Genomic DNA, 24,916 nt, shown 5'->3' with positions numbered 1-24,916 from the left:
TTAGAGTACCGAGCGTCCGACGAGATGTTCCGACGAGCAGTTCCGTTTAGTCTGATCTGCATGCGTGGAATCATTCTCGCCGGAGGTACCGGGTCGCGTTTGCACCCGATTACGCAGGGTGTGAGTAAGCAACTCGTCCCGGTTTACGACAAGCCGATGATCTATTACCCGCTGTCGACGCTGATGTTGGCGGGTATTCGCGACATTCTGGTGATCACGACCCCGCACGATTCGGCCGCGTTTTCCGGACTGCTGGGCGACGGAAGTCAGTTCGGTATCGACATCTCGTACGTCACGCAGCCGTCGCCGGATGGTTTGGCGCAGGCGTTTGTGTTGGGTGCCGATCACATCGGGAACGAGTCGGTGGCTCTGGTGCTCGGTGACAACATCTTCTACGGGCCGGGTCTGGGCTCGCAGCTCAAGGGGTTCGAGACGATCGACGGTGGCGCGATCTTCGCCTACTGGGTGGCCAATCCGTCGGCCTATGGTGTTGTCGATTTCGACGCGCAGGGGCGGGCGGTGTCGTTGGAGGAGAAGCCGACCTCCCCGAAGTCGAACTACGCGGTGCCGGGGCTGTACTTCTACGACAACGACGTCATCGAGATCGCGCGTGGCCTGCAGCCGAGTGCGCGAGGCGAGTACGAGATCACCGACGTCAACGCGCACTATCTCGATCAGGGCAAGCTCGCGGTGAAGGTGTTGCCGCGTGGCACTGCGTGGCTCGACACGGGGACGTTCGATTCGCTGCTGGACGCGGGCAACTTCGTGCGCACCGTCGAGCAGCGGCAGGGACTGAAAATTGCTGTGCCCGAGGAGATTGCGTGGCGGCAGGGGTATCTGTCCGACGACGAGCTGGCAACGCGTGCGGAGAAGCTGCGCAAGTCGGGCTACGGCAACTATCTGCTCGACATCCTGGCCCGCGGTAAGGGTTTCGAGTGAACACGATTCACGAAACAGAGGAGCGCGAGTGAAGATCCGTCCGTTGTCGATCGACGGCGCCTGGGAGTTCACGCCGGTGCAGCACGGCGACGCTCGCGGCCTGTTCGCCGAGGTGTTCAAGGGAGATCTGCTCGACGACGTGATCGGTCACCGACTCGACCTGGCGCAGGTCAACCTGTCGGTGTCGGCCGCGGGCGTCTTGCGGGGCGTGCACTTCGCCGACGTTCCGCCCGGCCAGGCGAAGTACGTGACGTGTCCGAAGGGTGCGATCCTCGACGTGATCGTCGACATCCGCGTCGGCTCACCGACTTTCGGCACCTACGACACCGTGCTCCTCGACGACGTCGACCGTCGTGCGGTCTACCTCTCCGAGGGGCTCGGGCATGCGTTCTGCGCACTCGAAGACGGGTCGACCGCGACGTACCTGTGCTCGACCGGCTACAACCCCGGTGCAGAACACGGGATCAATCCACTCGACCATGAGCTGGGCATCGAATGGCCGACGCTTGCCCGCGACGGCTCGCCCCTGGTCTACGAGCTCTCCGAGAAGGACACTGCGGCACCGGGTTTGACCGCCGCACGCGAATCGGGGCTGCTGCCGGACTATGCCGACGTGACCGCGTATCTGCGGTCGCTGGCCGAAGGGGCGTCGTAGACGCGCTTGTTCTGGTGAACGCGGCTGGTACACCAGGCGCGTTTGCAAGTTCGGGCGGCGTTTGGAGGCGTGCTCGGGCGGACAACACCCTCAGTCGCGCCGGTTCTCGACCTCGGCGTTCTGCAGTGCGACCGCGCGCGCGAGTCGTGCATAGCGGATCTCGAGCTCGCGAAACCTGAGATACGTTGCGACAGTGGTGAATGCGAACGCGATCACCAGGCAGTAGAGCACAAGGTCGGTGCCGCGGCCGACGCCAACCCAGCCCGCGACGGTCGTCAGATCGTTGGGGCGGAACATCGCGTAGACGCCGAAGACCACGAACGCGACGAACAGAAGCTTCACTCCCGCAGACGATCTCGCGTTGCCGCGGTTGGTGACGAAGAACCACACGAGTCCGAGAGCCGCGAGCAGAAGCAGTATCTGGATGACGATCATGGCTATCTCCTCATGCGCCCGTGCAGCAGACCGTCGGCGACGATGTTCACGCCGTTGATCAGCGACTGCCCCTTGGCGCGCGAGTAGTCGGTGTAGAGGATGGTGACCGGCTGTTCGGCGACCCGCCAGTGATGGTGGTCGATGAGCGCGACGAACTCCGACGCGTGGCTCATGCCGGCCATCAGCAGATCGAGCTGGTCGGCGACGGTCTTGTTGAACGCGCGTAGGCCGTTGTGGGCGTCGGAGAGTCCGAGTCTGCGCGTGCGCGGACTCAGGAAGACGACGGTCCGCAGCACGATCCGACGCAGCAGCGGCACCGACTCGCTCCGGCCGTCGGCGAAGCGCGTGCCGACGATGATGTCGACGGGCTCGGTGCGCAGTCGGTCGATCATCGCGACGACGTCGTCGACGCGATGCTGGCCGTCGGCGTCGAAGGTGACGAAGTACTGGGCGCCGGGCCGTGACCGCGCATATTCGACGCCGGTCTGGATCGCCGCGCCCTGCCCGAGATTGACCGGATGGCGCACGAGATGGATGCTGCCGGTCTGCGTGCGCGCGACGTCGGCTGCTGCCGATCGGATCTGAGCGACCGAGTCGTCGGAGCTGCCGTCGTCGACGCAGACGATGTTCGGGAAGGTCTTCGAGGCGTCGACCAGGACGTCTCGGATCACCTCGCCCTCGTTGTAGACGGGGATCACCAACCACACGTCGTCGTTGGTGGGGCGTTCCGTCATGGGGGTAACCCTATCGGAGCAGGTGCGGGGCACTTCGGACGTGCCCGGAAGGCGTGGGCGCGTCAACGTCTACCCTGATCGGGTGCCTATCGACGTCATGATGCCCTTCTACGGCGACGTCGAGCAGTTCAAGCAGGCGGTCACCAGCGTTCTCGAGCAGTCGGACCCCGACTTCCGGCTCGTCGTCGTCGACGATGGTTATCCGAGCGATGAGCCGCGCGAATGGCTGGCCGGCCTCGGAGACGCTCGCGTCCACTACGAGCGCAACGCACACAACCTCGGCGTGAACGGCAATTTTCGACGCTGCGTCGACCTCGTCACCGCTGATCGGTACGTCGTGATGGGCTGCGACGACGTGATGCTGCCCGGGTACCTCGCGGGTGTCCGTGCGCTAGCCGACGCACATCCCGATGCCGCGGTGATCGCGCCGGGCGTCGAGGTGATCGACGCCGACGATCGGGTGGTGCGCCCGCTCGGGGATCGGATCAAGTCGGTGCTCGCGCCGTCGTCTGCGACGGTCTTGCGCGGCGAGGCGATGGCCACCAGCCTGTATCGCGGCAACTGGACCTACTTCCCCTCGCTGCTGTGGCGCACCGATGCCGTGCGGGCGGTCGGGTTCCGGGAGGGGCTCGACGTCGTCCTCGACCTCGCGCTCCTCGTCGACCTCGCTTTCGCGGGGGAGGCGCTCGCTTACGACCCGCGCGTGCTGTTCCGCTACCGCCGCCACGACGCGTCGGTCAGCTCGGTGCAGGCGGTCGACGGTCGACGCTTTGCCGAGGAGAACGCCTTCTTCGACGGCGAGGAACAACGATGTGCTGCACGCGGATGGACCCGCGCGGCGCGGGCGGCACGGCTGCACGCGACGTCGCGGTTGCACCACGGCATGGCGCGGATTGCGGGCGCGGCGTCGACAATCCGACCCACCAACTGATTACCCCGAGAACGTGGCGAGCCGGCCCAGGTGCACGCCCGCCCCGACGAGCGGCCCGACGACCAAGGAGAGCGCGACGCGGTCGGTCACCTCGAGCGGCACGGTCAGCAGCGCGGCGCAGGCGATCGCGGCAACCCACCAGCCGGCCGCGTACCACCGGTGTGCTCCGACAGACAGCGTTGCCGCACCGGTCACGGTCAGCAGTCCCAGGGCGGTGGCACCGACCATGAACAGCGCGATGGTGCCGCCGCCGAGCGTGAAGTCGGCGCCGAAGATATGTGTGAGCAGCCAGGAGCCGATCGCCCAGGCCGCGACCGCGCCGATCGCACCGACCACGACGACCGCGGCCAGCGGCACGGCGAGTGAACGCAGCAACGCGTCGCGCGCTGCGACGAACCGGGTGATCAATACCCCTTGAAAGCTGTTGAGCGGCACCAGTAGTGGCGCCCTGGTCAGCGTGACCGCCAGGATGACGGCTCCCACGATGCGCGAATCGTCGTCGGCGCGCGCGGTGATGTTGATCAGCACCGGGAAGCCCATCACCACCACCGCCGACGCCAGCGCGGCGGCCATCGCGGTGAGAGTGTTGCCCGCGAGGCGTCGGTTGTCGACGTCGCCGGGCAGTCCGATGGCGCGTCGGGCCGTCGACGACGTCGCGAGCACGACGATCCACGACACCGACCCGACCACCGTGATCACCAGAAACGCCAGCACGCCCCAGCCGAAAGCGACCGCGATGCCCGCGCCGACCAATCGGATCAGCGCGTCGACGCTCAGCAAGACCGCGAACGGCGACCACGACAGCGACCCCGACAACGCGCCGCACAGGTGCGCGTACACCGCGAAGCTCGCGACCCCGACGGCGAGCAGCACCACCGACAGCGCACGGTACTGGTCGAAGACGTGGCCGCTCCACAGCGGCGAAGTCGCCGCGACGATGACCGCGAGCACCGCGCCGATACCGACGTTGACCACCAGCGGTCGGCTGAGGCGTGTGCGCGTCTCCGAGGCGGCGCGGATGGTGCGCGTCGTCTCCTGGAGTTGCCCGTTCTGTGCGCCGGTGACGAGTCCGTACGCAGCCCAGAAGACCGCGAAGACTGCGTATCCCGTTGCGCCGAGCTGCCGCGCGGCAAGGAGTAGAACCAGGTAGCCCGACGCCGCCGCGATGATCGTCGCGATCGTGACGCGCCCGACGGCGCTGCGTCCGCCAAAACTGCGTCCGCCAGAACTGCGCCCGCTCGCATCGTCGGATACCGCGGAGATCTCGGGATCAGGACCAGAAGTCATCGACACACCGATGTGCCGGCGTCAGGACGGTTCGGGAAACGCGGGAAGCTCCGGGGTGAAGAGCCAGGCCTGCCAGAGGTCGTTCAGCGGGGCGTCGGAATAGTTCGCGGCGAGCGCGATGAAATCCTCGGTGCTGGCGGTTCCGTAGCGGTACTTGTCGGTCCAGCGACGCAGGAGCGCGAAGAAGTTGCCGTCACCGATGCGAAGACGTAAGGCGTGCAACGTGATTGCGCCACGTTTGTAGACCCAGTCGTCGAACATCTTCCGCGGGCCGGGGTCGACGAGCGTTACCCGGACAGGGTGGGCAGCCAACTTGGCGTAGTAGTGTCGCGCCCATTCGTCGGCGCTTCGCCCGCCGGATCGTTGGCTCCACAGCCACTCGGAGTAGCAGGCGAATCCTTCGTGGAGCCAGATGTCGTGCCACTGTTCGAGTGTCACCGAATTGCCGAACCACTGATGGGCGAGTTCGTGGGCGATCAGCCTCTCGGCGTCGCGGCTGCCGTCGCAGTGATTGGCTCCGAAGGTGCTGAAACTCTGTGCCTCGATGGGGATTTCGAGCGAATCGTCGGTCACCACGACGGTGTACTTGGCAAACGGGTAGGGGCCGAACATCTCGGTGAACGCATCGACCATCTCCAACTGTTTGCCGAAGTCGACGCGGAAGTTCTCTCTTAGTCGTGACGGCAGGATCGCTTCTACCGGAACGGGTTTGGACGCCAATCGAATGTGCTCGTATGGTCCGATCTGGATCGAGGCCAGATACGTCGACATCGGTTCGATCTGCTCGTAGACCCACGTCGTCTGTGCTGCCCGTACCCGCTTCGACGCGAGTACGCCGTTCGCCAGCGCGTAGTACGGGCTGTCGGTGGTGATCGAAATGCGGTAGGGCGCCTTGGCACTCGGGTGGTCGTCGCAGGGAAACCACGACGCCGCGCCGTTCGGTTGGTTGGCACACAGCGAGCCGTCGGTCAGTTCTTCCCATCCGACAGTGCCCCAGGGGCCGCGGATGGGTCGAGGGGTGCCGCTGTAACGGATGACGATCGTCATGGCTCCGCCCGGCGGGATGGGCGAGTCGGGGGTGATGAACAGCTTGCGCTGGCGGTGGCTGTACCTGGCCCGCCTGTCGTTGACGGTGACCTTGCTGACGTTGAGCGTCGACGCCATGTCGAGGCTGAAACGTGCCAATTCCACATACGACGTCGCGGTCAGTGTCGCGGTGCCTTCGAGGCGGTTGCTGGCGACCTTGTACTCGAGGTCGAGGTCGTAGCGGGAGATGCGATAACCGAGATTGCCATTGTCTGGCAGGTAGGGGTCGACGCTGTCGGTCGGTGTACCGAGAACAGGTTGCCGTGAGTTCTTCCCCGACTTACCCGGCACGCAACGACTCCTGTCTCTGGCTCTACTGGCTCACTCTTCGGCTCTGGCTACCGTCGCACTTCCCGAGCCTGTCCGGCTTGTCGGGAGTGGGCGTTTTCGGCGTCATTTTCTCGATCAGGACGCGAGAACTCACCCTACCCGTAGCGTTGCTTCTGTGAGGCGCGTCAGGTTGTAAACGGACTAGGGTCCGGTTAAATTCATGTTCGATACGTAAGGCAACAGGGGCGAACCACGTCCCGAGAAAGGTGACAGCATGTACCCGATCCGCAGTCTCGGACTCTTCGCCGCGAGGGTGATTCTCGGCATCATCTTCATCGCGCACGGCTGGCAGAAGCTCCACACCTTCGGACTCGACGGAACCAAGGCCAGCTTCACCAAGATGGGTGCACCCTTTCCCGAGTTCTCCGCGTACTACGCGACCTGGGTCGAGTTGATCGGCGGCATCCTGCTGATCGTCGGCGTTCTCCTGCCGCTCGTCTCCGTGCTGCTGATCATCGACATGGTCGGCGCGATCTTCGTCGCACACATCGATCAGGGCTTCTGGGCATCCGACGGCGGTTACGAGTTCCCGCTCGCGCTCATCGCGGGTCTCCTGGCGGTCGGCTTCGCATCGGCGGGCGGTCTGGCCTTCGACACCCACGTGTTCCGACGACGCAATCGCGTGGCCGACTAGCGCGAATGTGGTGCGCCCCGGGCGACGCTGAGCGTCGTCCGGGGCGGTACGTACACAACTGTGACGTCAGCGGGGCGCGGCGACAATTATTGTCGTGGCCTCGCGCTGACGACCGGATTGTGTACGTACCGGTCGGGCGACGCGCGACGTCGCCCGGGGTTGGTGATCGCGCCAGGTGGAGCAGGCCGTGTTTCTCGCGCTCAGGGCTGCGGGCTACGTCGCATAGCGCGAAATTCTCAGTGGAGAAGGCCGTCGATGGTGACCCGTTCGGGAAGCTGCGCGACATCTGCGGGCGGCGTCGTCGAGATGAACTCTGCAAGCGCTGAGCCCAACGCTCCCGCGTGATGGATCGGTACGCCGTCGAGTCGGTCGTCGGCGAGCAGCGTCGTCGGGTCGGTGTCGTGGCGGTGAACGGCTGCGGCGCCGAGTAATCTGCGCGCCTGCGCCGGGTCGGTGTCCCAGAGGGCGTCGGCGGTCAGCACGTAGAGGCGCAGCGCGCGTGCGTAGTCGGACAGGTGAATCAGTGCCCAGGCCCAGTGCTTGGCGACGTCGACGGTGTCGGCCTCGCCGCGGCCGTGGGTGTGCACGTACTTGCCGTAGAGCTCGTGGCAGAGCGGGTTGGAATCGGCCCACAGTTCGAGTGCCGACATGCAGCGCACGCAGTCGTGGACGTTGGCGAGGTACGACACCGAATAGGGGCCTTCGCGTCGTGAGCGCATCTCGCGCAGCACCGAGAACTCGGCGAGGGCGTGGTCGTACTCGCCGGCGGCGTAGAGCGACTCGGCATCTTGTTGCATTTCTGCCAACATCTCCATAGTTTCCCTGATCGCGAGTCCTCGCGTGCCGTCTTCTGCGATTCGCTCCTGGGCCTATCGTGGAGGTGTGAGCGACGAAAACGAATCCATCATCGAAGGTGACAGCGAGTACGCACTCGACCCCGACGATCAGTTGCAGCCTCAGGACTCACTCGACGACCGCGGCGTCGACGACGTCCTCGACGAGGGGTACTCGCCGCCCGACTACGAGCCCAAGGCCGCGATGCGCGGGCTCACCGCATCCGAGATGCGCGAGGGTGAGTCGCTCGACGAGAAACTCTCTGAGGAAGAGCCCGACCCGTGGCAGAAGGACGATCCGATCGACGAGATCGAGCGCGACGAGCACCCCGATTGGCAAGCGCACGAGAGCGATTCGAGTCCTGAGTTCGTCGAGGACGACCAGGTGGGCGATCGACGCGCAGGCCGACTCCTCGCACCCGATCAGGGTGGCGTCGTCGACAACGAAGCCGAGGCCGTGGCGACTGACTGCGGAATCGACGGTGCGGGCGCGAGCGCCGAGGAAGCCGCCGTGCACGTCGTCGACGAGGGCGAAGACGCCGCCGACGCCGAGTGGGAGGACGAGGCCGAGGGCCGCTGAGCGCTTCGGTGAGGGGTTGATGTCAGACCCCTGTGCTGGACTGGATGCAGGAGTACGCGAACCACCTGGTCGACGCCCACCGCGTTGACAGGGTGCGCGGCCCTGGCAACGATGGTGTTGTCGGCGAGTGATCGTTTGATCGCTTGTCCCGCGACGAACAGCCACCGGAGGTATTCCAGTGAGCATCACCAATCGCATATCCGCTGAGCAGATTTCGACATCTGCCACCGACGAAGCGTCGAGAACACGGCGATTCCTCGATATCCGCGCACTGACAGATCAGTTGTGCTCGACGCTGTCGGCCGAAGACCAGACACCACAATCGATGACCGCGGCCAGTCCCGCCAAGTGGCATCGCGCGCACGTGACCTGGTTCTTCGAAGAGTTCATCCTGCGCAACGATCCGTCGTACGTGGTGTACGACGAGACCTTCCGCTATCTGTTCAACAGCTACTACGAGACCGTCGGCGAGCGACATCCGCGACCCGACCGCGGGCTGGTCACCCGCCCCGGCATCACCGACATCACGCGGTATCGCGAATACGTCGACGCCGCGATGACCGAACTTCTTCAGCGCGGCGACCACGACGAGTCGACGCTGGGGCTGCTCGAGCTGGGCTGTAACCATGAGCAGCAGCATCAGGAGCTGATCCTGATGGACCTCAAGCATCTGTTCTCCACGCACCACTTCGACCCGGTCTACGTCGACCGCCCCGCCGACGAGCAGGGCGAGCCCGACGCGTTGACATGGCGTGAGGTCGCAGGCGGCGTCGTCGAGGTCGGTACACCGTTCGCCGGGTCGGGCACCACGCCCGAGACTTTCGCGTACGACAACGAGGGTCCGCGGCATCGCGTGTTCCTGGAAGACTTCGAGATCGCCGAGCGCGCTGTCACCAATGCCGACTGGCTCGACTTCATCGCCGACGACGGCTACCGACGACACGAACTGTGGCTGTCGAATGGGTGGGCACATATCAACGAAACCGGCTGGCGCGCACCGGGTTACTGGTCGTTCGACGACGGCGAGTGGACGACGTTCACGCTGTCGGGGCGTCGACCTGTCGTGTGGGACGAGCCTGTCGTGCACGTGTCGTTCTATGAGGCGGATGCCTTTGCGCGGTGGGCGGGGGCGCGGCTGCCAACCGAGTTCGAGTGGGAGTACGCGGCAACGGGCGCGCCCAGCGTTCCAGGCGGCCCGAACCCGGCAGGCGTCGGCGGCGCGCGTGGGGAACTGCTCGATCCGGCACGATGTCATCCCGGACGCGCAGGGTCGGCGATGATCGGCGATGTGTGGGAGTGGACGTCGAGTGCATACCTGCCCTATCCCGGTTTCGCGCCCGCGAACGGGGCCGTCGGCGAGTACAACGGCAAGTTCATGTGCGACCAACACGTGCTGCGTGGCGCGAGCGCGATCACGCCTCGCGGCCACGAGCGGGTCAGCTATCGCAACTTTTTCCCGGCCGATTCGCGCTGGGTGTTCTCCGGGTTGCGCCTGGCCCGATGACCTCAACCACAGCCAATCCGGCCCTGGCCGCAGATGCCGCCGAGGGACTCTGGCAAACCCCGCCTGTCCTGCCGACCAAATGGCTCTACGACGAACGCGGCAGCAAACTCTTCGACGAAATCACCTTCCTGCCCGAGTACTACCCGACGCGCAGGGAGACAGCGATCCTCGCCGCGAACGCCGCCGACATCGCGTCGACGACGGACGCGACGATGATGGTCGAGTTGGGTTCGGGAACGTCGACCAAGACGCGACTGCTACTCGACGCCTTTGCCGCGCACGCCGCCGAACGCGGACGTGAGTTCACCTACGTACCGGTCGATGTGAGTGCCGAAATGCTCGCCGGCACAGCCGAGATCCTCGCCGCCGACTACCCGTCGCTGACGATCGAGCCCGTGCTCGCCGACTTCACCGCACCGGGGCTCCAGCTGCCGCGGTCCGACGGACCCAGGTTGGCGGCGTTCCTGGGTGGCACCATCGGAAACTTCGACGACCCCGCGCGCGACGACTTCTTCACTGCACTGTCGGAGGCGTTGAGTCCGGGCGACTACTTTCTGCTCGGTGCCGACCGCATCAAGGACACCGGCCGACTGGTTGCCGCCTATGACGACAAAGCCGGTGTCACAGCGGATTTCAACAGGAACATGATCGAGGTGCTGCGTCGCGGACTTGATGCGTCGGGGTTGTTCGTCGACGACTTCGACCACATCGCCCGGTGGAACCCCAAGCTGCACCGGATCGAGATGTGGTTGCGGGCGCGGCGTCCGGTCAACGCGCACCTCGGTGCACTCGATCGCGAGTGGCAGCTACCCGAAGGTGCCGAGATCCTCACCGAGATCAGCACCAAGTTCGCGCCGGAGCAACTCGCCGCCGAGTTGTCCGACGCCGGGCTGCCGGTCGTGGAGACCTGGTCTGATCCTGCCGGCGACTTCCAGGTCACGCTGAGCCGGCGCTGACGCGTTGGGGCGCACCGCGACTGGGCGCGCACAGTCGACGGTATGCGGCGCACAGTCGGCGGTATGCGACGCCCAGTCGACGGGATAGAGCGCCCAGTCGGCTGTCTCGAGCGCACAGTCGGCGGTGTCGAGCGCACGGTCGGCAGTGGGCGGTCAGGAGTCGGCGAGCAGCTCGCGGACGCGCGGGATCACCTGTGTGCCATAGAGTTCGACGCTGCGCATGAGGGCGGGGTGGGGGAGTGTGCCGTGTGAGTACTTGAGGTCGAACCGGCTCAGGCTCAGCGCCTTCGCGGTGCGTGCGATTTTCTGCGCGACGGTTTCCGGTGATCCGACGTAGAGCGAACCGGCGGGTCCGGTCGACTGGTCGAACTCGATGCGCGTCGGTGGTGGCCAGCCGCGTTCGGCGCCGATGCGCCCGACGGTGACCCGGTAGTGCGGCCAGAGTTCGTCGCGCGCCTGCTCGTCGGTCTCGGCGATGTGCCCGGGGGAGTGGACGCCGACGGGAAGGTCGGTCGGCTTCTCGAGCTGTTCGAGAGCGCGACGGTAGAGGTCGACGTACGGCGCGAAGCGCAGCGGGTCGCCACCGATGATCGCGAGCATCAGCGGCAGCCCGTAACTGGCTGCGCGGACCACGGACTCGGGGCTGCCACCCACGGCAATCCACGTCGGGAGCGGCGGGTTCTCCAGCTTGGGATACACCGTCTGGTCGCGCAGCGGTGGTCGCAGCGCACCTTCCCAGGTCACCGGCTCACCCGTGCGCAAGTCGGCGAACAGTGACAGCTTCTCGGTGAACAACTCCTCATACTGATCGAGTTCGAACCCGAACAGCGGGAAGGATTCGGTGAAGGAGCCGCGGCCGAGGATGACCTCCGCGCGCCCGGACGAGATCGCGTCGACCGTCGAGAAGCGTTCGAACACCCGGATCGGGTCGTCGGAGCTGAGGACGGTGACCGCGGAGCCGAGTCGTATCCGCTCGGTGCGCGCGGCGATCGCGCCGAGGACGACGTCGGGCGCCGAGATCGCGTAGTCGTCGCGATGGTGTTCGCCGACCCCCAAGAAGTCGACACCGACCGAATCGGCGAGGACGGCTTGGTCGAGTACGTTGCGGATCGTCTGCGCATACGAGATGGTGTCGCCGGAGTCGTCGACAGTGACGTCGCCGAACGTGTCGAGGCCGAGTTCGATGGTCATATGTCTCATCATGCCGGACCTGCCAAATGGCCCGGGTGAGTGAAAGACATTTTGTGGAATTGGTGAATCCGCAGCTCGCGCTTACAGCGCTCGGGATTGCATGTACCGTCATCCACGGCCAATAAGGCCGATTCCCGCCAAGCTAGGAGAAACCGAAATGTGGGAAGGCTTCTGGAACTTCCTGTGGACGATGGTCGTGATCTTTGCGTTCGTCGCCTACCTGATCGTGTTGTGGTACATCATCGCCGACCTCTTCCGTGACCATAAGTCTTCGGGGTGGGCGAAGGCGATCTGGGTCATCTGCCTGATCATTTTCCCGTACATCACGGCGATCGTGTATCTGCTCGCCAAGGGCAAGGGTATGCAGGAGCGTGCGCAGGCAGCCGCCGCCGAGTACAAGAAGGCATCCGACACCTATATCCGTGACGTCGCAGGCACCTCGCCCGCACAACAGATCGCGGATGCAAAGTCGCTGCTCGACTCGGGAGCCATCACACCCGAGGAGTTCGAGCACCTCAAGTCCAAGGCCCTCGCCTCGAGCTGAGCTTCGACGACATGCAGAAGTGCCCGCCCCGAACTCGAGGCGGGCACTTTCGCGTGCACCACGGTGCTGTTCGAGAAGGCCGGCAGGCTACGTCGATGACTCCGGCGTGACGGCGTCGCCGAAGGGATCGTTGGTGTGGCCGACGAGGTCGTTGACCGAGTCCAGGATCAGTGTGGGGCGGTAGGGATACTTCTCGACGGACTTGCGGGTGGAGATTCCGGTGAGCACCAGGATCGTCCGCATTCCCGATTCGAGGCCCGCGATGATGTCGGTGTCCATGCGGTCGCCGATCATCAGGGTGTTCTCCGAATGCGAGCCGAGGCGTCGTAGCGCCGACCGCATCATGATCGGATTGGGCTTGCCGACGTAGTAGGGCTCGCGGCCGGTCGCCTTGGAGATCATGGCGGCCACCGCGCCGGTCGCCGGGATCGAGCCGTCGTGCGAGGGGCCGGTCACGTCGGGGTTGGTGGCGATGAACTTCGAACCGCGCTCGATCATCCGAATTGCGCTCGTGATCGCCTCGAACGAGTACATGCGCGTCTCGCCGAGCACCACGTAGTCGGGGTTGGTCTCCGTCGTCACGAACCCCTTCTCGTACAGCGGCGTGGTCAGCCCCGATTCGCCGATGACGAAGGCGGTGTCGCCTTGGTCCTGTGACGCGAGGAAGTCGGCCGTCGCCATTCCCGACGTCCAGATCGATTCCTCGGGAATGTCGAGGCCGATCTGCAGCAATCTGGCGTGTTGGTCACGTGCCGTGCGGATCGAGTTGTTGGTGAGAACGGAAAAGGGAATGTCGTTGTTGCGCAATTCCGCGATGAATTCGTCTGCGCCGGGTACGAGGTGTTCCTCGTTCGTCAGCACGCCGTCCATGTCCATGAGAAACGTCCAGCCCATGACTCTCACCCTACGGCGAGCTTCGTGATGTTTATCGCGAGATGTGGCCGACTGTTATTGGTCCGCTACCTCTCAGACGATTCCCGTTCACGCATGTCGGACGTCGTTGCCGACGCGCCACAACGGGTTGACGGGGCCGTGCCCGGCTCCCAGCGGATAGGCCGAACGCAGGCCGCGGGTAACCCACTGCTTTGCGAAATCGATGGCGTCCGGCACGGCATATCCATGCGCGAGAGCGCACGCGATGGCCGCTGCGAGTGTGTCGCCCGCGCCGTGATCGTGCGGGGTGTCGACGCGAGCTGTCGCGAACTCGAGAAAGTCGGTGCCGTCGTACAGCAGGTCGGGACTGAGCGCACTGGAGCGCAGGTGGCCACCTTTGACCAGTGCCCACTGCGGACCCAAACCGTGCAATTCGACGGCGGCCTTGCGCTGCGACGCCGCGTCGACGACCTCGATGCCCGTCAGCAGTCGCACTTCGTCGAGATTCGGTGTGACGACCGTGGCAAGAGGAAATAGTCTGCGCCGCAACACATCCAATGCTTCATCGGCGAGTAACTGATCGCCATGCATCGACGCGCAGACCGGGTCGACGACGAGCGGTGTGTCGCCACCGCGCCCGATGCCGAGTTCCACGCAGGTATCGACGATGGCGTCGATGATCGGTCCCGACGCCAGCATGCCGGTCTTGACGGCACTCGTCCCGATGTCGGTCACGACACTGCGGATCTGCGCCGCGACCGTCTCCGGATCGATCTCTTGAAAGCCGCTGACGCCCACCGAATTCTGGACCGTCACCGCGGTGACCGCGACGAGTCCGTGTAGTCCGAGCAACGCGAAAGTCCGCATATCTGCTTGGATTCCGGCGCCGCCACCGGAGTCCGAACCCGCGATGGTCATCACCCGGACGGGCGTGGCTCCCGGTTCGGTGGTGGGCAACAGTGGTGTCGTCATGATCTGCTTGCGGCTCCCGATGTCGCATCGATCGGCAGGTAGACGCGGTTGCCCGCGTCGGCGAACTCGGCGGACTTCGCTGCCATCTCCTGCTCGATTCGTCGGTCGATGTCTTCTGCCGTCACCAGATTGTGTTCCTCCGCGTAGGCCCGCACGTCGGCGGAGATGCGCATCGAGCAGAACTTGGGGCCGCACATCGAGCAGAAGTGAGCCGTCTTCGCGGGTTCCGCGGGGAGGGTTTCGTCGTGGTACTCGCGTGCCGTGTCGGGGTCGAGTGCGAGGTTGAACTGGTCTGTCCAGCGAAACTCGAAGCGCGCCTTGCTCAAAGCGTCGTCGCGTTCCTGAGCTCGCGGGTGGGCTTTGGCGAGATCGGCTGAGTGGGCCGCGATCTTGTACGTGATCACACCGACTTTCACGTCGTCGCGATCGGGTAGCCCAAGGTGCTCCTTTGGTGTGACATAGCAGAGCATCGCCGTCCCGGCTTGCGCGATCATCGCTGCGCCGATCGCGGAGGTGATGTGGTCGTATGCGGGCGCGATATCGGTGGCGAGCGGGCCGAGGGTGTAGAACGGCGCCTCCTCGCACAACTCCTCTTCGAGGCGCACGTTTTCGACGATCTTGTGCATCGGGATATGACCCGGACCCTCGATCATCACCTGCACGCCATGGGATTTCGCGATGCGGGTCAACTCGCCGAGGGTGCGCAGTTCGGCGAACTGTGCCTCGTCGTTGGCGTCGGCAATCGAGCCCGGACGCAGTCCGTCGCCGAGTGAGAAGGTGATGTCGTAGCGCGCGAAGATCTCGCACAGCTCGTCGAAATGCGTGTACAGGAACGACTCTTCGTGGTGGGCGAGGCACCACGCGGCCATGATCGACCCACCGCGCGAGACGATTCCGGTCACCCGGCGAGCCGTCAGCGGTACGTAGCGCAACAGCACGCCCGCGTGCACCGTCATGTAGTCGACACCCTGCTCGGCCTGCTCGATCACGGTGTCGCGGTAGATCTCCCACGTCAGCTTGGTGGGATCGCCCTTGACCTTCTCCAGTGCCTGGTAGATCGGCACAGTCCCGACCGGGACGGGGGAATTGCGCATGATCCACTCGCGGGTGAGGTGGATGTCGTCGCCGGTGGACAGATCCATGATCGTGTCGGCGCCCCAACGCGTCGCCCAGACCATCTTCTCTACCTCTTCCGCGATGGAGCTGGTCACCGCCGAATTGCCGATATTCGCATTGATTTTCACCGCGAACGCCTTGCCGATGATCATCGGCTCGGACTCGGGATGACGGTGGTTGGCGGGGATCACCGCGCGTCCGGCAGCGACCTCGCTGCGCACGAGTTCGACGTCGACGTTCTCGCGTGCGGCGATGAAGCGCATCTCGTCGGTGACGAGTCCTGCTCGTGCCCAGGCGAGTTGGGTCGACGCTCCGTCGACGGGGTCGGGACGGTGCCACTCGTCGCGGGTGCGGGCGAGGCCTGCCTCGACGTCGATCACGGCGGTGGAGTCGGTGTAGGGGCCCGACGTGTCGTAGACATCGAGGTGCTCGCCGTTGGTGAGGTTGATGCGTCGCTGCGGAACCCGTAACCCGTCGACGTCGGCGTAATGCTTGGTGCTGCCCTCGATCGGACCGGTTGTCAGGATGTCGGAGTCGACCTTGTACGCGGAATTCTTGTACGCGGAATTGCTGCCGCCGGATACACGTGTGCCCATGAGATTCTCCCTACGCCGGCATTACCCGGACAGGTTCATGCGGTCAGCGGCCGCCTGCCGCCATCTCAGCCCCCGGTTACGTGAGAGCCCCCGCGTTGATTCGGTTGTGTGCAGTTCACTCTACTGGCTTGCTGCTGTTGCGTCACGAAACCGGGGGGTAGCCCAACGCGAGTTCCTAACTTAGGATTGCCTTACCAAACGGACAGGGTGCTGTTCGAGCTCGCGACGATCCGGAAGGGTGCAACAGCGATGACGTTGGTGGAGATCGTAGGTCTGCAGAAGGATTACGGGGAGGTGCACGCGCTTCGCGGAATCGACGTCGAGATCGCCGAGGGAGAGGTCCTCGGCCTGTTGGGTCCCAACGGCAGCGGCAAGACGACGACCGTCTCGATCCTCGCGACGCTGCAGCGTCCGACCGCCGGGCGCGCACTCATCGCCGGACACGACGTCGTCGACGACGCGGCGCGGGTGCGCGAATTGATCTCTCTCACAGGGCAATACGCATCGCTGGACAACACCCTGTCCGCACGAGAGAACCTCGTCATGTTCGGCAGGCTCACCGGCCTGTCGTCGGCCGAGGCGAAGGGCTCCGTGGCACACGTGGCGGAGGCGTTCGGACTGAGCGAGTTCGTCGATCGTCGAGTGTCGGCGTTGTCGGGTGGCCAGCGCCGCCGGGTCGACATCGCGTGCGCACTCGTCACGCGACCACGGGTGCTGTTCCTCGACGAACCGACAACCGGGCTCGACCCGCGTAGCCGTGCCGCGGTGTGGGAAACGATTGCGGCGCTACGAACCGAGGGCATCACCGTGCTGCTCACGACGCAGTACCTCGAAGAGGCCGATCGTCTCGCCGACAACATCGTCATGCTCGATCACGGCTCAGTGGTCGCTCGCGGAACCCCCGAGCAGCTCAAACATCAAGCGGGATCGGCGATCTGCGAGATCACGCTGCTCGACGCAGCCGATGTGACACGGGTACGGACCGCGCTGGCCGGCCACGAATTCCTCGACGCCGCGACGTCGGCGCAGTCGCGTCCGGTCCTCGTCGTCGAGGCGCCGGGAGAACTCGACACTGTCGTCGCCGTCGCGTCGACGCTTCGCGCCGAAGGTGTGGGCGTCTTCGACATCGCGCTTCGCCGGCCGTCGCTCGACGAGGTGTTCCTGCAGTTGACCGACGAGAATCGCGCTGCCAGTGAGGAAGTCGTGCCATGACGATCTCCGCGGAGCGAACGGCGGTGCGTCGGGAAGCGGCGCCACGCACGTCGGTCGGCTGGTCGACGGCATACGCTGTGCTGACCAGGAGGAGTCTCGACTCGTCGATCCGCACCGGGTTGCTCTTCTTCGCGATCGGCTCGCCTATCGTGTTCTTCACCTGCTTCTACGTGCCGCTGCACTCTCGCTTTGAACGCAGCGGCGTCGACTACGCGCAATACGTTGCGCCGCTGGTCATTCTGCAGGCTGCCATGTTTGTCGCCATCATTTCGTGTGAGATCGCGGGCGACGAGGCGACCGGCGGTATGCGGGAGCGGCTGAGTTCGCTGCCCATCTCTCGCCTGACGCCAGGGGCTGCGCGCATGACGAATGCTGTTGTGCGGATGTGTGTCTCGGCTGTATCGGTGTCGCTGTACGCGTGCGTGTTCGGCTTCAGGCTGCGCGGAAGCATCGTCGAATCGATCGGGTTCTTCGCGCTCGCAATCGTTTTCGCGCTCGCACTGAGCATGATGGCCGATGCTCTGGGTAGCGCCGCCACACACGCCGAGAGCGTTGGGCAGATGCTGATGATTCCGCAGCTGTTGCTCGTGATGTGTTCGACGGGCTTGGTGCCTGCCAATGCTTTTCCCGGGTGGATCGAGCCTGTCGTCCGCAATCAGCCCGTGTCGGTGTTCGCCGAGGCAATGCGCGCGCTCTCGACCGGTGCCGACGTCCAGACCGGGCCAGTCGTCGGGTGGAGCGTCGGGCTGTTGGCCGTCGGAGCGCTGTGCTCGGCGCTGGCCGCACGAAAGGAGGAGCAGCGATGAGCGTCGACATCTCGCCGCGCGGTGCAGAAGGGCGCGGCGCGGCCGGAGCAGTGGAACGCAGAGCAGTGGATCGCAGACCAGTGGGGTGGGGTGTCGGGGCGCGGGTGCTCGCGTCGACGCTGCTGCGGACGTGGTCGCGCGACCCCGGGGTGCTCATTCAGGCAGTCGTCTTTCCCGCCTTCCTTCTCGCGATGTTCCAGCTCGTGCTCGGCCGGATCACCACCGCCATCGGTGCCGGTCAGAGCATCTACGGCTACGCCGGGCTCGTCGCGTTGGTCGGCGCGATGTTCGGCACGCTGATGACGGGCATCTACCTCGTGTCCGAGCGTGAATCCGGGGTTCTCGGGAGGCTGTGGACGCTGCCGATTCCGCGGTCGAGTTTCCTGGCCGGCCGTGTGCTCGCAGAGATGGCCCGCACGTTGCTGGGCACGGTCGTGTTGTTCGCGGTCGCGGCGCTCATGGGATTTCGGTTCACCCAGGGCTGGCTCGCCGGGATAGGCGCGGTGCTGGTGCCGGTGGTCTTCGGCATCGGATTCGTCTTCGTGGTCATCCCGATCGCGACCGTCGCGCAGAAGTCCGTCGTCGACCATCTCGGGGTCCTGTTCTTGCTGATGCTGTTCTTCAACACGGGGTTCGCGCCGATTTCCGAGTACCCGGGATGGCTGCAGCCCGTCGTGCGGTATCAGCCGATGAGCCCGGCGATCGACACCATGACCGGGTTGACCGAGGGCGGCCCGATTCTGGTTCCGTTCTGCCTCACCCTCGGATGGGCGGCGGCATTTGCGGTGGTCTTCGGCGCGCTCTCGATGCGTGGTTATCGGCGGGCCGTCGAACGTGGTGCCTCGTAGCGAGCCGTCGACTTCCTGTCACAGCCGGGTGAACCGCAGACGAACGTTTGCCGTGGATCTGTCTCGATACCGGCGATCTCGACTCAAAGTCCTTGAACCTACGCTCCCGCAGGTTACGATGTGACTGCGATCACACACCGTCGTGCCCGGAGGGGAACCGGACGCAGCAATCAGTGAGCTGTGTAGACGCTGCGAACGAGCCTGAAGAGGGGATGGACGAGCCATGCATCGGAAGAATCATCAACGGCCGACTCAGTCGGCGCGGTCGATCCTGCAGCAGATAGCGCAGGTCGTGCACAACCCGACGCGTGACAGATTCGAGCTGTGGGTTGCCGGTGACCTGGTGGGTGTTCTCGGATACTCGAGCGAGACGGTCGACGGCGAGACAACACTGACCGTTCTCCACACGGTGCTCTACGACGAGTACACCGGTCACGGCCTCGGTACCGGACTCACGCGCAGCGTGATCACCTACGCCAGAAGCCAGGGCGCCCGGCTACGCCCGGTGTGCACCTTCACCAAGCACTATCTCGACGGCCATCCGGGGGTTGTTCCGCTCGCTCCTGCCTGAGAGCTGCTCCTGCCTGAGAGCCGCTCCCGCCTGAGAGCCGATCCCGAGTGTGGAGCCGGGCCTGCCCCCGCAGACCCGGCCCGATGAACTCAGCGCCCAGACGTCAGCGCCTGCTCTGAACCACGCCAACGATCCACAGCAGGATCACCGCGCCGAGAACTGCGGTGAAGAGTGTGAACCACCAGCCGCCGGACGCGGTGTCGACGAAGAAGCTCAGCAGGAAGCCGCCGATCAGTGCGCCGATGATGCCGATGACGATGTTCATCAAGATGCCGGAGCCGCCGCCCTTGACGATCTTTCCGGCGATCCATCCGGCAATGGCGCCGATGATGATGTAGCCGATCCAGCCGACGCTTGTCGTCGTCGTCGATCGTGCGAGTACCTCGGTTGCAGCGAGAATTGTCATGACCGACTCCCTATTTAGTGGTTCCCCGTCTGTCTGCAGGGGTGCTGTCAACGTAACCCGTTGTGGCGCGGTGCAACAAGCGTTCCGTCACATGCGTGGCAGTGGGTCGTTTGCCTCAGAGTAGTGGCCGTCACCGACGGAGAAAATGGTCGTCACCGACGGTAACGACGGTGACGCCAGCCCGACGCCATCCGGTGATCACATCGCGTCGTCGGCTTGCCGACGTTTCGAGAAGCGTGGCAAAGGTGCTGCGCGGCACGGCAACGTCGCGATAGTGGTCGCGGAACCGTAGCTGCGACGTCGCGAACCAGCCGAATGCCTCACGGTCGGCGGTGAGCAGGCGGTCGGCGTCGACGATGTCGGTGAGGTAACCCGCGGGCTTGGAGGTGTGGTTGTCGGAGTCGTCGAGTTCGCGCATGCACTCGTCGAAGGCGTCGGCGTTGTGGCCGAAGTAGTCCGGAAAATCCCATGCGCGCGCATAGGTTTCGTAGAGGCCGCGCAGCGTGGTCATCGTTCTGCCGGTCACTTCACGGAACTCGTACGACGACGGCGCGCTCGGTGGTCGGCTACCAACCCAGAGTCCGACGGCGGGTCCTTGTCGGGCTGCGTCGTCGAGGAAACGCGCTAGGGGAATTCCGGTGTCGGAGATGTTGTCGCCTCCCGTGCTGGGTGTCATGGTTTGCGGCTCACAGGTTGGCGGTCATCGGTCGGGGCCTCGGATCTGGACGAAGGTGTTGTAGTGGTCGGCGGTGTACCACGCGGAACCGTCGCTGCCCGTCACGATACGTTCCGCGTCGCGGCTCCTCCCCGCTTCGCGGCGGTTGACGTCCCACTCGGTGTAGGTGATCCGCTTACCCGACGACGTCTTCTTCGGCAGCCGGCCCTCGAAGTTCCCGAAGTTGGTCCCGCCCTTGGTCCCCGACGCGTCGTCAGGCGGCCACTTACCGGCGTCGATGAGCGACAGCGTCTTGGTCACCTGCGCCGGAACCGATGCCGCCGCGGTCGGTGCCACCGTGGTCCGAGAAGCGGTGCCGCCCTGAGAAGCTGTGCCCGACTGCTTCTTCGACGACGGCTTCGCCGTGGACGATGTCGACGAGGCCGAATGGGTGGCGCAGCTCGAGTCGTCGGATCGGTTGATCAGCCACGTCGCCACGACGACGAGTCCGATGACCACCAGAGCGACGGCCGACACCACCGCTTGTCGACGGCGCTGCGCGACCGTCGGTTTGCGTGCCGACATCAGGTCACCGACTCGTAGTGCGAGGTGTGGTGCAAGGCGAATCCCCTTCTGCGGTACCAGCGTCCGGCAACAGCGTTGTCTGCTTCGACTTGCACGTACGCCGACTGCGCACCGTGTGTCACGCCCCACGCCATCAGTCGGGCGAGCACGGCGTCGGCGATATGGCGCCGACGGTGTGCCGGGTCGGTCCACAGCGCGGTGACTCCGAGCCACGCGACGCCGGACGGCGACGAGGTGACGGCCGCTCGCCCGGTTGCGATCAGCGAACCGCTCTCGTCGACGACCGTCGCGAACGTCACCGTGCCCTGCGCCGAACCGGCAACCGCGGCAACGAGATCTGTGTCGGTGCCGGGTCGGTACGACTGTGACCAACGCGCGCTCGGCGTCGGAGCGAGTTCGACGTCGATTTCTGTCGAGGTTGCCGGGAAATCACTTGCGCTACTGGCGGAGTCGTCGAGGTCGCGGGTCAGGATGTGCACGGTTGGGCTGGCGGGTTCGCCGCCGACCGTACGTGCTGCGATCAATCGCTCGGGAAGCGCGAGCAGGACGGGTAGTCCACGTTCGGCATACCAGGATCCGATGGCGTGCAAGGTCGGCGCATCCGCGTGTGCCGAACGGTCCAGTGGCACAGCGGAATTCGCGCGGCGGGAGAATCCGCCACCCGCACGCACCAGCCAGCCGCCGACCCACGTCGACTCGACGCCCGGCCACGCGAGCGCCGCGGCATGCTCGAGGTCGCGGATTGCGCTGTTGCGCACAGGCTTTGCCGACAAGAGGCGGATCGACACAACCGACTCGAGGGGGATGGACTCGACCTTTCCGTCGCGCTCGATCAGCAGCGTCGAGTCGAAACTCCCGGTATCGGCGCGTTCCAGGAGAAAACCCGTGACATCGGACATCGTGGGCGCCGCCGCGGGAGCCGGGTTCGGTGAGTGCCGCCAGTCGGCGGGCGCGGCGTCGCCGAGTAGATACCGCACGACGACGCGGTCGCCGGGGTAGGCGTCGGCGGGCAGACGTGCAGGGGGCAGACGTGCCGGATCGGGACTCGAGGGTCGCTCGCTCATCGCGTGTCCCGTCGGTGGGTCAGTCGTCGTCGTCGTCGTCGTGGCCGAACGGGTCGGCCTGCTCGCCGGGAATCCAGGTCAGCCCTGGGATGCCCCACTTGTGCTTCTTGATCGCCTTCTTGGCCGCGCGGGCGTTGCGGCCGATCAGGACGTCGACGTAGAGGAAGCCGTCGAGGTGTCCGGTCTCGTGCTGCAGCATGCGGGCGAAGAATCCGTTGCCCTCGATGACCACCTCGTCGCCGTTGCGGTCGACGCCGGTGACCCGCGCCCATTCGGCGCGGCCGGTGGGGAACTGCTCGCCGGGCACCGACAGGCAGCCCTCTTCGTCGTCGTCGGGGTCGGGCATGGTTTCCGGGATCTCCGACGTCTCGAGGACGGGATTGATCACCTCTCCCCGTCGCCGCGCCGAGGCGCGACCCGCGTCGCCGTCGGGACAGTCGTAGACGAACATCCGTTTGCCGACGCCCACCTGGTTGGCGGCGAGACCGACGCCGTGCGCGGCGTCCATGGTCTCGTACATGTCGTCGAGGAGGGTGACGATCTCGTCGGACGGACGACCGGCGTCGTCGAGTTCGACCAACTCGGTCTGCTGGTGCAGGACCGGCTCGCCAACGATGCAGATCGGAAGCACAGACATGAGTGAAAAGCCTACTGCGCGCGGATGACGTCGACTGCCCTGGGCCTTGCGTGATCGGCTCGGTAAGAGCGACCCGACCGGGCGAGTCACACACGGTTGACGGCTTGCGGGCGTGGTTAGATGGTCACGAACCACATCGGTGTCATTCGACGGTCAGCGCACTCGTAGCCCGAGTTCTGTCACCGGGGTGGTACGCCGATTGACCCGGTCGAGGAGCCGACGCGGGTAGGGCCGGAGGCGAGCGTGAGGGAGCAAGATGGACGGCGCAGCAGCGCGTAGTCGCAAGCACGGTGATCAACCCGAGAACGCACCCCAACCGACAACGCAGAGTGCGGCCGGACAATCCGTCGATCCTCACGAGGTGGGTCCGGATGGTCTGTCGCGACGCGAGCACGACATCCTGGCGTTCGAGCGGCAGTGGTGGAAGTACGCGGGGGCCAAGGAAGAAGCGATCAAAGAGCTGTTCGGATTGTCGGCGACGCGTTACTACCAGGTGTTGAACGCACTCGTCGATCGCCCGGAGGCGCTGGCTGCCGACCCGATGCTGGTGAAGCGTCTGCGGAGGCTGCGGGCATCGCGTCAGAAGGCCCGTGCGGCGCGGCGGCTCGGCTTCGACATCACCTAACGCTGAGCGCGGTTGCCCGCCGCGTGTGCGTTAAGGTCATCGGTGATGAATGCTGATCGCGAGCCCAATCGCCTTCCCTTGCGGGCGGGGGCCATGTTGCTCCTCGCGGTGGCTGTCGTGTTCGTCGGACTCGGCTGGCACTCCGCGGCGACCTCTGGACAAAGTCCGGACGAAGACCTGCGCGAGGCCCAGGCGAGCGTCGCCACCACGACGACCCCCGCGTCGTCGTCCGCCGCGAATGCCTCGACGAGCGAGCGTCTCTGCGTGATCAACGCGGGTTCGATCGCTGGTCTCGCGTCGGAGGTCACCGACGATCTGAAGGCCAAGGGTTTCAACACGGCCAGCCCGGCGAACTACGACGGCGGCAGCTTCACCGAGAACACCATCCTCTACCGCGACTCGTCGCAGAAGGCGGACGCGGAGAAGGTGGCGACCGCGCTGGGTTCAAACCCCAGCGTCGAGCAGCGCCCGTCGTCGTTCACGATGTGCCGGGACGGTCTCGCGGTGGTGGTGGTCACCCGATGAGTTCTGACGCGGCAAGACTTTTCATCCGACTTTGTTCACCCGACGGCCCAACGGATCTCTAGGAGCTTTCATGACCGGCAGTTCGACACTCGGCTCGAAGACCCTGCGCAGCGTGCTCGCGCTGGGTGCTGCGGGCGCCATCGCCGCGGCGCTTGCCGGCTGTACTCCCGACGAACCGCGGTCGGACACTCCCGGCACCACCCCGTCGGTCGTGACGGGTAATCAGGCTCCCCCCGGATCCGTCGACGACGCCGACGGCATCCCGAACTCGTCCAAGGAGTCGGCGACCGCCGAGCTCAAGGACACCAAGGGCGCGACCGTCGGCACCGCGACGTTCACACCGAGCGGGTCGTCGCTTCGCGTCGACGTCAAGGTCACCAACGGCATCGCGGCGGGCTTCCACGGCATGCACATCCACGAGAACGGCGTGTGCCAGGCGAGCGGCTCGACTCCGTTCTCGTCGGCGGGCGGTCATCTGCAGGTCGACGGCCGTACCACTCATCCGTCGAGCGGCGACCTCGTGTCGATCAACGTGCTCGCCGACGGCACCGGCGAGACCGTGACCACGACGGACTCGGTGAACCTCAATCAGGTCGCTGGTAAGTCGATCATCATCCACGAGAAGCCCGACAACTTCGCGAACATCCCGACTCGCTACGCACCGGCGCCCGACGCCGACACGATGAAGACCGGCGACGCGGGCTCACGCTTGGCATGCGGCGTCATCACCGTCGAGGGCTGACGCGACACCGGTACCGGTCTGACCGGCACCGGTCTGAGCGGAAG

General features: G+C 65.4%; 29 protein-coding genes. 15 read left to right on the top strand and 14 right to left on the bottom strand.

What is annotated here, in order from left to right; genetic code table 11:
* Window positions 1-60: 60 nt before the first annotated feature.
* Both rfbA and A5788_RS18440 read left to right on the top strand, forming a co-directional pair.
* On the top strand, window positions 61-939 hold the full coding sequence (rfbA, locus tag A5788_RS18445) for a glucose-1-phosphate thymidylyltransferase RfbA (protein WP_049700619.1): 879 nt from the start codon (window positions 61-63) through the stop codon (window positions 937-939).
* 28 nt (window positions 940-967) lie between these two features.
* Window positions 968-1,594: a dTDP-4-dehydrorhamnose 3,5-epimerase family protein gene (locus A5788_RS18440; RefSeq protein WP_064865786.1), complete on the top strand. Its 627-nt coding sequence runs from the start codon at window positions 968-970 to the stop codon at window positions 1,592-1,594.
* A gap of 90 nt (window positions 1,595-1,684) precedes the next feature.
* Here A5788_RS18440 and A5788_RS18435 read toward each other — a convergent pair whose 3' ends face one another.
* Window positions 1,685-2,029, bottom strand: a complete 345-nt coding sequence (locus tag A5788_RS18435; protein WP_005206720.1) for a DUF2304 domain-containing protein — start codon at window positions 2,027-2,029, stop codon at window positions 1,685-1,687.
* Between the two features lie 2 nt (window positions 2,030-2,031).
* Entirely contained in the window at window positions 2,032-2,763 is a 732-nt protein-coding gene (locus A5788_RS18430; RefSeq protein ID WP_064865784.1) for a glycosyltransferase family 2 protein, read from the bottom strand.
* A gap of 82 nt (window positions 2,764-2,845) precedes the next feature.
* Between A5788_RS18430 and A5788_RS18425 the strand changes: the two genes are divergently transcribed.
* The gene (locus A5788_RS18425; protein WP_064865782.1) at window positions 2,846-3,694 is read left to right on the top strand and encodes a glycosyltransferase family 2 protein; all 849 of its coding nucleotides are present in this window, start codon (window positions 2,846-2,848) and stop codon (window positions 3,692-3,694) included.
* Here A5788_RS18425 and A5788_RS18420 read toward each other — a convergent pair whose 3' ends face one another.
* Both A5788_RS18420 and A5788_RS18415 read right to left on the bottom strand, forming a co-directional pair.
* Window positions 3,695-4,981, bottom strand: coding sequence for a lipopolysaccharide biosynthesis protein (locus A5788_RS18420; RefSeq protein ID WP_064865810.1), 1,287 nt, complete (start codon window positions 4,979-4,981; stop codon window positions 3,695-3,697).
* A gap of 21 nt (window positions 4,982-5,002) precedes the next feature.
* On the bottom strand, window positions 5,003-6,358 hold the full coding sequence (locus tag A5788_RS18415; protein WP_064865780.1) for a M1 family metallopeptidase: 1,356 nt from the start codon (window positions 6,356-6,358) through the stop codon (window positions 5,003-5,005).
* 253 nt (window positions 6,359-6,611) lie between these two features.
* On the opposite strand from A5788_RS18415, the gene A5788_RS18410 reads away from it, so the two are divergent.
* Entirely contained in the window at window positions 6,612-7,031 is a 420-nt protein-coding gene (locus A5788_RS18410; RefSeq protein ID WP_064865778.1) for a DoxX family protein, read from the top strand.
* Between the two features lie 236 nt (window positions 7,032-7,267).
* On the opposite strand, the gene A5788_RS18405 is transcribed toward A5788_RS18410, so the two are convergent.
* On the bottom strand, window positions 7,268-7,840 hold the full coding sequence (locus tag A5788_RS18405) for a hypothetical protein (RefSeq protein WP_231894132.1): 573 nt from the start codon (window positions 7,838-7,840) through the stop codon (window positions 7,268-7,270).
* A gap of 73 nt (window positions 7,841-7,913) precedes the next feature.
* Here A5788_RS18405 and A5788_RS18400 point away from each other — a divergent pair, with 73 nt between their 5' ends.
* The 3 genes from A5788_RS18400 (at window position 7,914) to egtD (ending at window position 10,904) form a co-directional block, all read left to right on the top strand.
* Window positions 7,914-8,444 (top strand): DUF5709 domain-containing protein, encoded by a 531-nt coding sequence (locus A5788_RS18400; protein ID WP_005206712.1) that lies wholly within the window; start codon window positions 7,914-7,916, stop codon window positions 8,442-8,444.
* Window positions 8,445-8,622: 178 nt separating this feature from the next.
* Entirely contained in the window at window positions 8,623-9,948 is a 1,326-nt protein-coding gene (gene egtB, locus A5788_RS18395) for an ergothioneine biosynthesis protein EgtB (protein ID WP_064869045.1), read from the top strand.
* Window positions 9,945-10,904: an L-histidine N(alpha)-methyltransferase gene (gene egtD / locus A5788_RS18390; protein ID WP_064869049.1), complete on the top strand. Its 960-nt coding sequence runs from the start codon at window positions 9,945-9,947 to the stop codon at window positions 10,902-10,904. The genes egtB and egtD overlap by 4 nt, the downstream gene beginning before the upstream one ends.
* Window positions 10,905-11,057: 153 nt before the next feature.
* On the opposite strand, the gene A5788_RS18385 is transcribed toward egtD, so the two are convergent.
* Window positions 11,058-12,095, bottom strand: a complete 1,038-nt coding sequence (locus A5788_RS18385) for an LLM class flavin-dependent oxidoreductase (RefSeq protein WP_156525549.1) — start codon at window positions 12,093-12,095, stop codon at window positions 11,058-11,060.
* 157 nt (window positions 12,096-12,252) lie between these two features.
* On the opposite strand from A5788_RS18385, the gene A5788_RS18380 reads away from it, so the two are divergent.
* Window positions 12,253-12,639 (top strand): SHOCT domain-containing protein, encoded by a 387-nt coding sequence (locus A5788_RS18380; RefSeq protein ID WP_064869055.1) that lies wholly within the window; start codon window positions 12,253-12,255, stop codon window positions 12,637-12,639.
* 87 nt (window positions 12,640-12,726) lie between these two features.
* On the opposite strand, the gene A5788_RS18375 is transcribed toward A5788_RS18380, so the two are convergent.
* The 3 genes from A5788_RS18375 to thiC all read right to left on the bottom strand — a co-directional run bounded on the left by A5788_RS18375 (window position 12,727) and on the right by thiC (window position 16,196).
* On the bottom strand, window positions 12,727-13,533 hold the full coding sequence (locus tag A5788_RS18375; RefSeq protein WP_197494480.1) for an HAD-IIA family hydrolase: 807 nt from the start codon (window positions 13,531-13,533) through the stop codon (window positions 12,727-12,729).
* A gap of 87 nt (window positions 13,534-13,620) precedes the next feature.
* On the bottom strand, window positions 13,621-14,484 hold the full coding sequence (gene thiD, locus A5788_RS18370; RefSeq protein ID WP_064869058.1) for a bifunctional hydroxymethylpyrimidine kinase/phosphomethylpyrimidine kinase: 864 nt from the start codon (window positions 14,482-14,484) through the stop codon (window positions 13,621-13,623).
* A complete protein-coding gene (thiC, locus tag A5788_RS18365) occupies window positions 14,481-16,196 on the bottom strand; it encodes a phosphomethylpyrimidine synthase ThiC (protein WP_082937890.1) in 1,716 nt (571 codons plus the stop codon). Before thiC ends, thiD begins: the two co-directional genes overlap by 4 nt.
* A 249-nt stretch (window positions 16,197-16,445) precedes the next feature.
* On the opposite strand from thiC, the gene A5788_RS18360 reads away from it, so the two are divergent.
* From A5788_RS18360 to A5788_RS18345, 4 genes are all read left to right on the top strand, one after another.
* A complete protein-coding gene (locus A5788_RS18360; RefSeq protein ID WP_064869195.1) occupies window positions 16,446-17,408 on the top strand; it encodes a daunorubicin/doxorubicin resistance ABC transporter ATP-binding protein DrrA in 963 nt (320 codons plus the stop codon).
* The gene (locus A5788_RS18355; RefSeq protein WP_064869060.1) at window positions 17,405-18,214 is read left to right on the top strand and encodes an ABC transporter permease; all 810 of its coding nucleotides are present in this window, start codon (window positions 17,405-17,407) and stop codon (window positions 18,212-18,214) included. The genes A5788_RS18360 and A5788_RS18355 overlap by 4 nt, the downstream gene beginning before the upstream one ends.
* Entirely contained in the window at window positions 18,211-19,062 is an 852-nt protein-coding gene (locus A5788_RS18350) for an ABC transporter permease (RefSeq protein ID WP_064869062.1), read from the top strand. Before A5788_RS18355 ends, A5788_RS18350 begins: the two co-directional genes overlap by 4 nt.
* Window positions 19,063-19,285: 223 nt before the next feature.
* Window positions 19,286-19,633 (top strand): GNAT family N-acetyltransferase, encoded by a 348-nt coding sequence (locus A5788_RS18345; protein WP_049697561.1) that lies wholly within the window; start codon window positions 19,286-19,288, stop codon window positions 19,631-19,633.
* Window positions 19,634-19,736: 103 nt separating this feature from the next.
* Here A5788_RS18345 and A5788_RS18340 read toward each other — a convergent pair whose 3' ends face one another.
* The 5 genes from A5788_RS18340 to A5788_RS18320 form a co-directional block, all read right to left on the bottom strand.
* Entirely contained in the window at window positions 19,737-20,039 is a 303-nt protein-coding gene (locus A5788_RS18340) for a GlsB/YeaQ/YmgE family stress response membrane protein (RefSeq protein ID WP_049697562.1), read from the bottom strand.
* Window positions 20,040-20,169: 130 nt separating this feature from the next.
* Complete coding sequence (locus tag A5788_RS18335) at window positions 20,170-20,715, bottom strand: barstar family protein (RefSeq protein WP_082937885.1); 546 nt, start codon at window positions 20,713-20,715, stop codon at window positions 20,170-20,172.
* Between the two features lie 24 nt (window positions 20,716-20,739).
* Window positions 20,740-21,279 carry a ribonuclease domain-containing protein gene (locus A5788_RS18330; protein ID WP_064869064.1) on the bottom strand — a complete coding sequence of 180 codons (540 nt, stop codon included), beginning with the start codon at window positions 21,277-21,279 and terminating at the stop codon, window positions 20,740-20,742.
* Window positions 21,279-22,343 (bottom strand): N-acetylglutamate synthase, CG3035 family, encoded by a 1,065-nt coding sequence (locus A5788_RS18325; RefSeq protein ID WP_064869135.1) that lies wholly within the window; start codon window positions 22,341-22,343, stop codon window positions 21,279-21,281. Before A5788_RS18325 ends, A5788_RS18330 begins: the two co-directional genes overlap by 1 nt.
* Before the next feature lie 19 nt (window positions 22,344-22,362).
* Window positions 22,363-22,980 (bottom strand): peptide deformylase, encoded by a 618-nt coding sequence (locus A5788_RS18320; protein WP_064869068.1) that lies wholly within the window; start codon window positions 22,978-22,980, stop codon window positions 22,363-22,365.
* Window positions 22,981-23,236: 256 nt separating this feature from the next.
* On the opposite strand from A5788_RS18320, the gene A5788_RS18315 reads away from it, so the two are divergent.
* The 3 genes from A5788_RS18315 (at window position 23,237) to sodC (ending at window position 24,872) form a co-directional block, all read left to right on the top strand.
* Window positions 23,237-23,605: a DUF3263 domain-containing protein gene (locus A5788_RS18315; protein WP_049697566.1), complete on the top strand. Its 369-nt coding sequence runs from the start codon at window positions 23,237-23,239 to the stop codon at window positions 23,603-23,605.
* A 45-nt stretch (window positions 23,606-23,650) separates the two neighbouring features.
* Window positions 23,651-24,130, top strand: a complete 480-nt coding sequence (locus A5788_RS18310) for a LytR C-terminal domain-containing protein (protein WP_064869070.1) — start codon at window positions 23,651-23,653, stop codon at window positions 24,128-24,130.
* Window positions 24,131-24,200: 70 nt separating this feature from the next.
* Window positions 24,201-24,872, top strand: coding sequence for a superoxide dismutase[Cu-Zn] (gene sodC / locus A5788_RS18305; RefSeq protein ID WP_064869133.1), 672 nt, complete (start codon window positions 24,201-24,203; stop codon window positions 24,870-24,872).
* Window positions 24,873-24,916: the final 44 nt, after the last annotated feature.

This window comes from Gordonia sp. 852002-50816_SCH5313054-c (genome assembly GCF_001665925.1).
Classification (GTDB): domain Bacteria; phylum Actinomycetota; class Actinomycetes; order Mycobacteriales; family Mycobacteriaceae; genus Gordonia; species Gordonia jacobaea.
The sequence above is the reverse complement of the archived record's forward strand: the minus strand, read 5'-3'. Positions and strand labels throughout refer to the sequence as shown.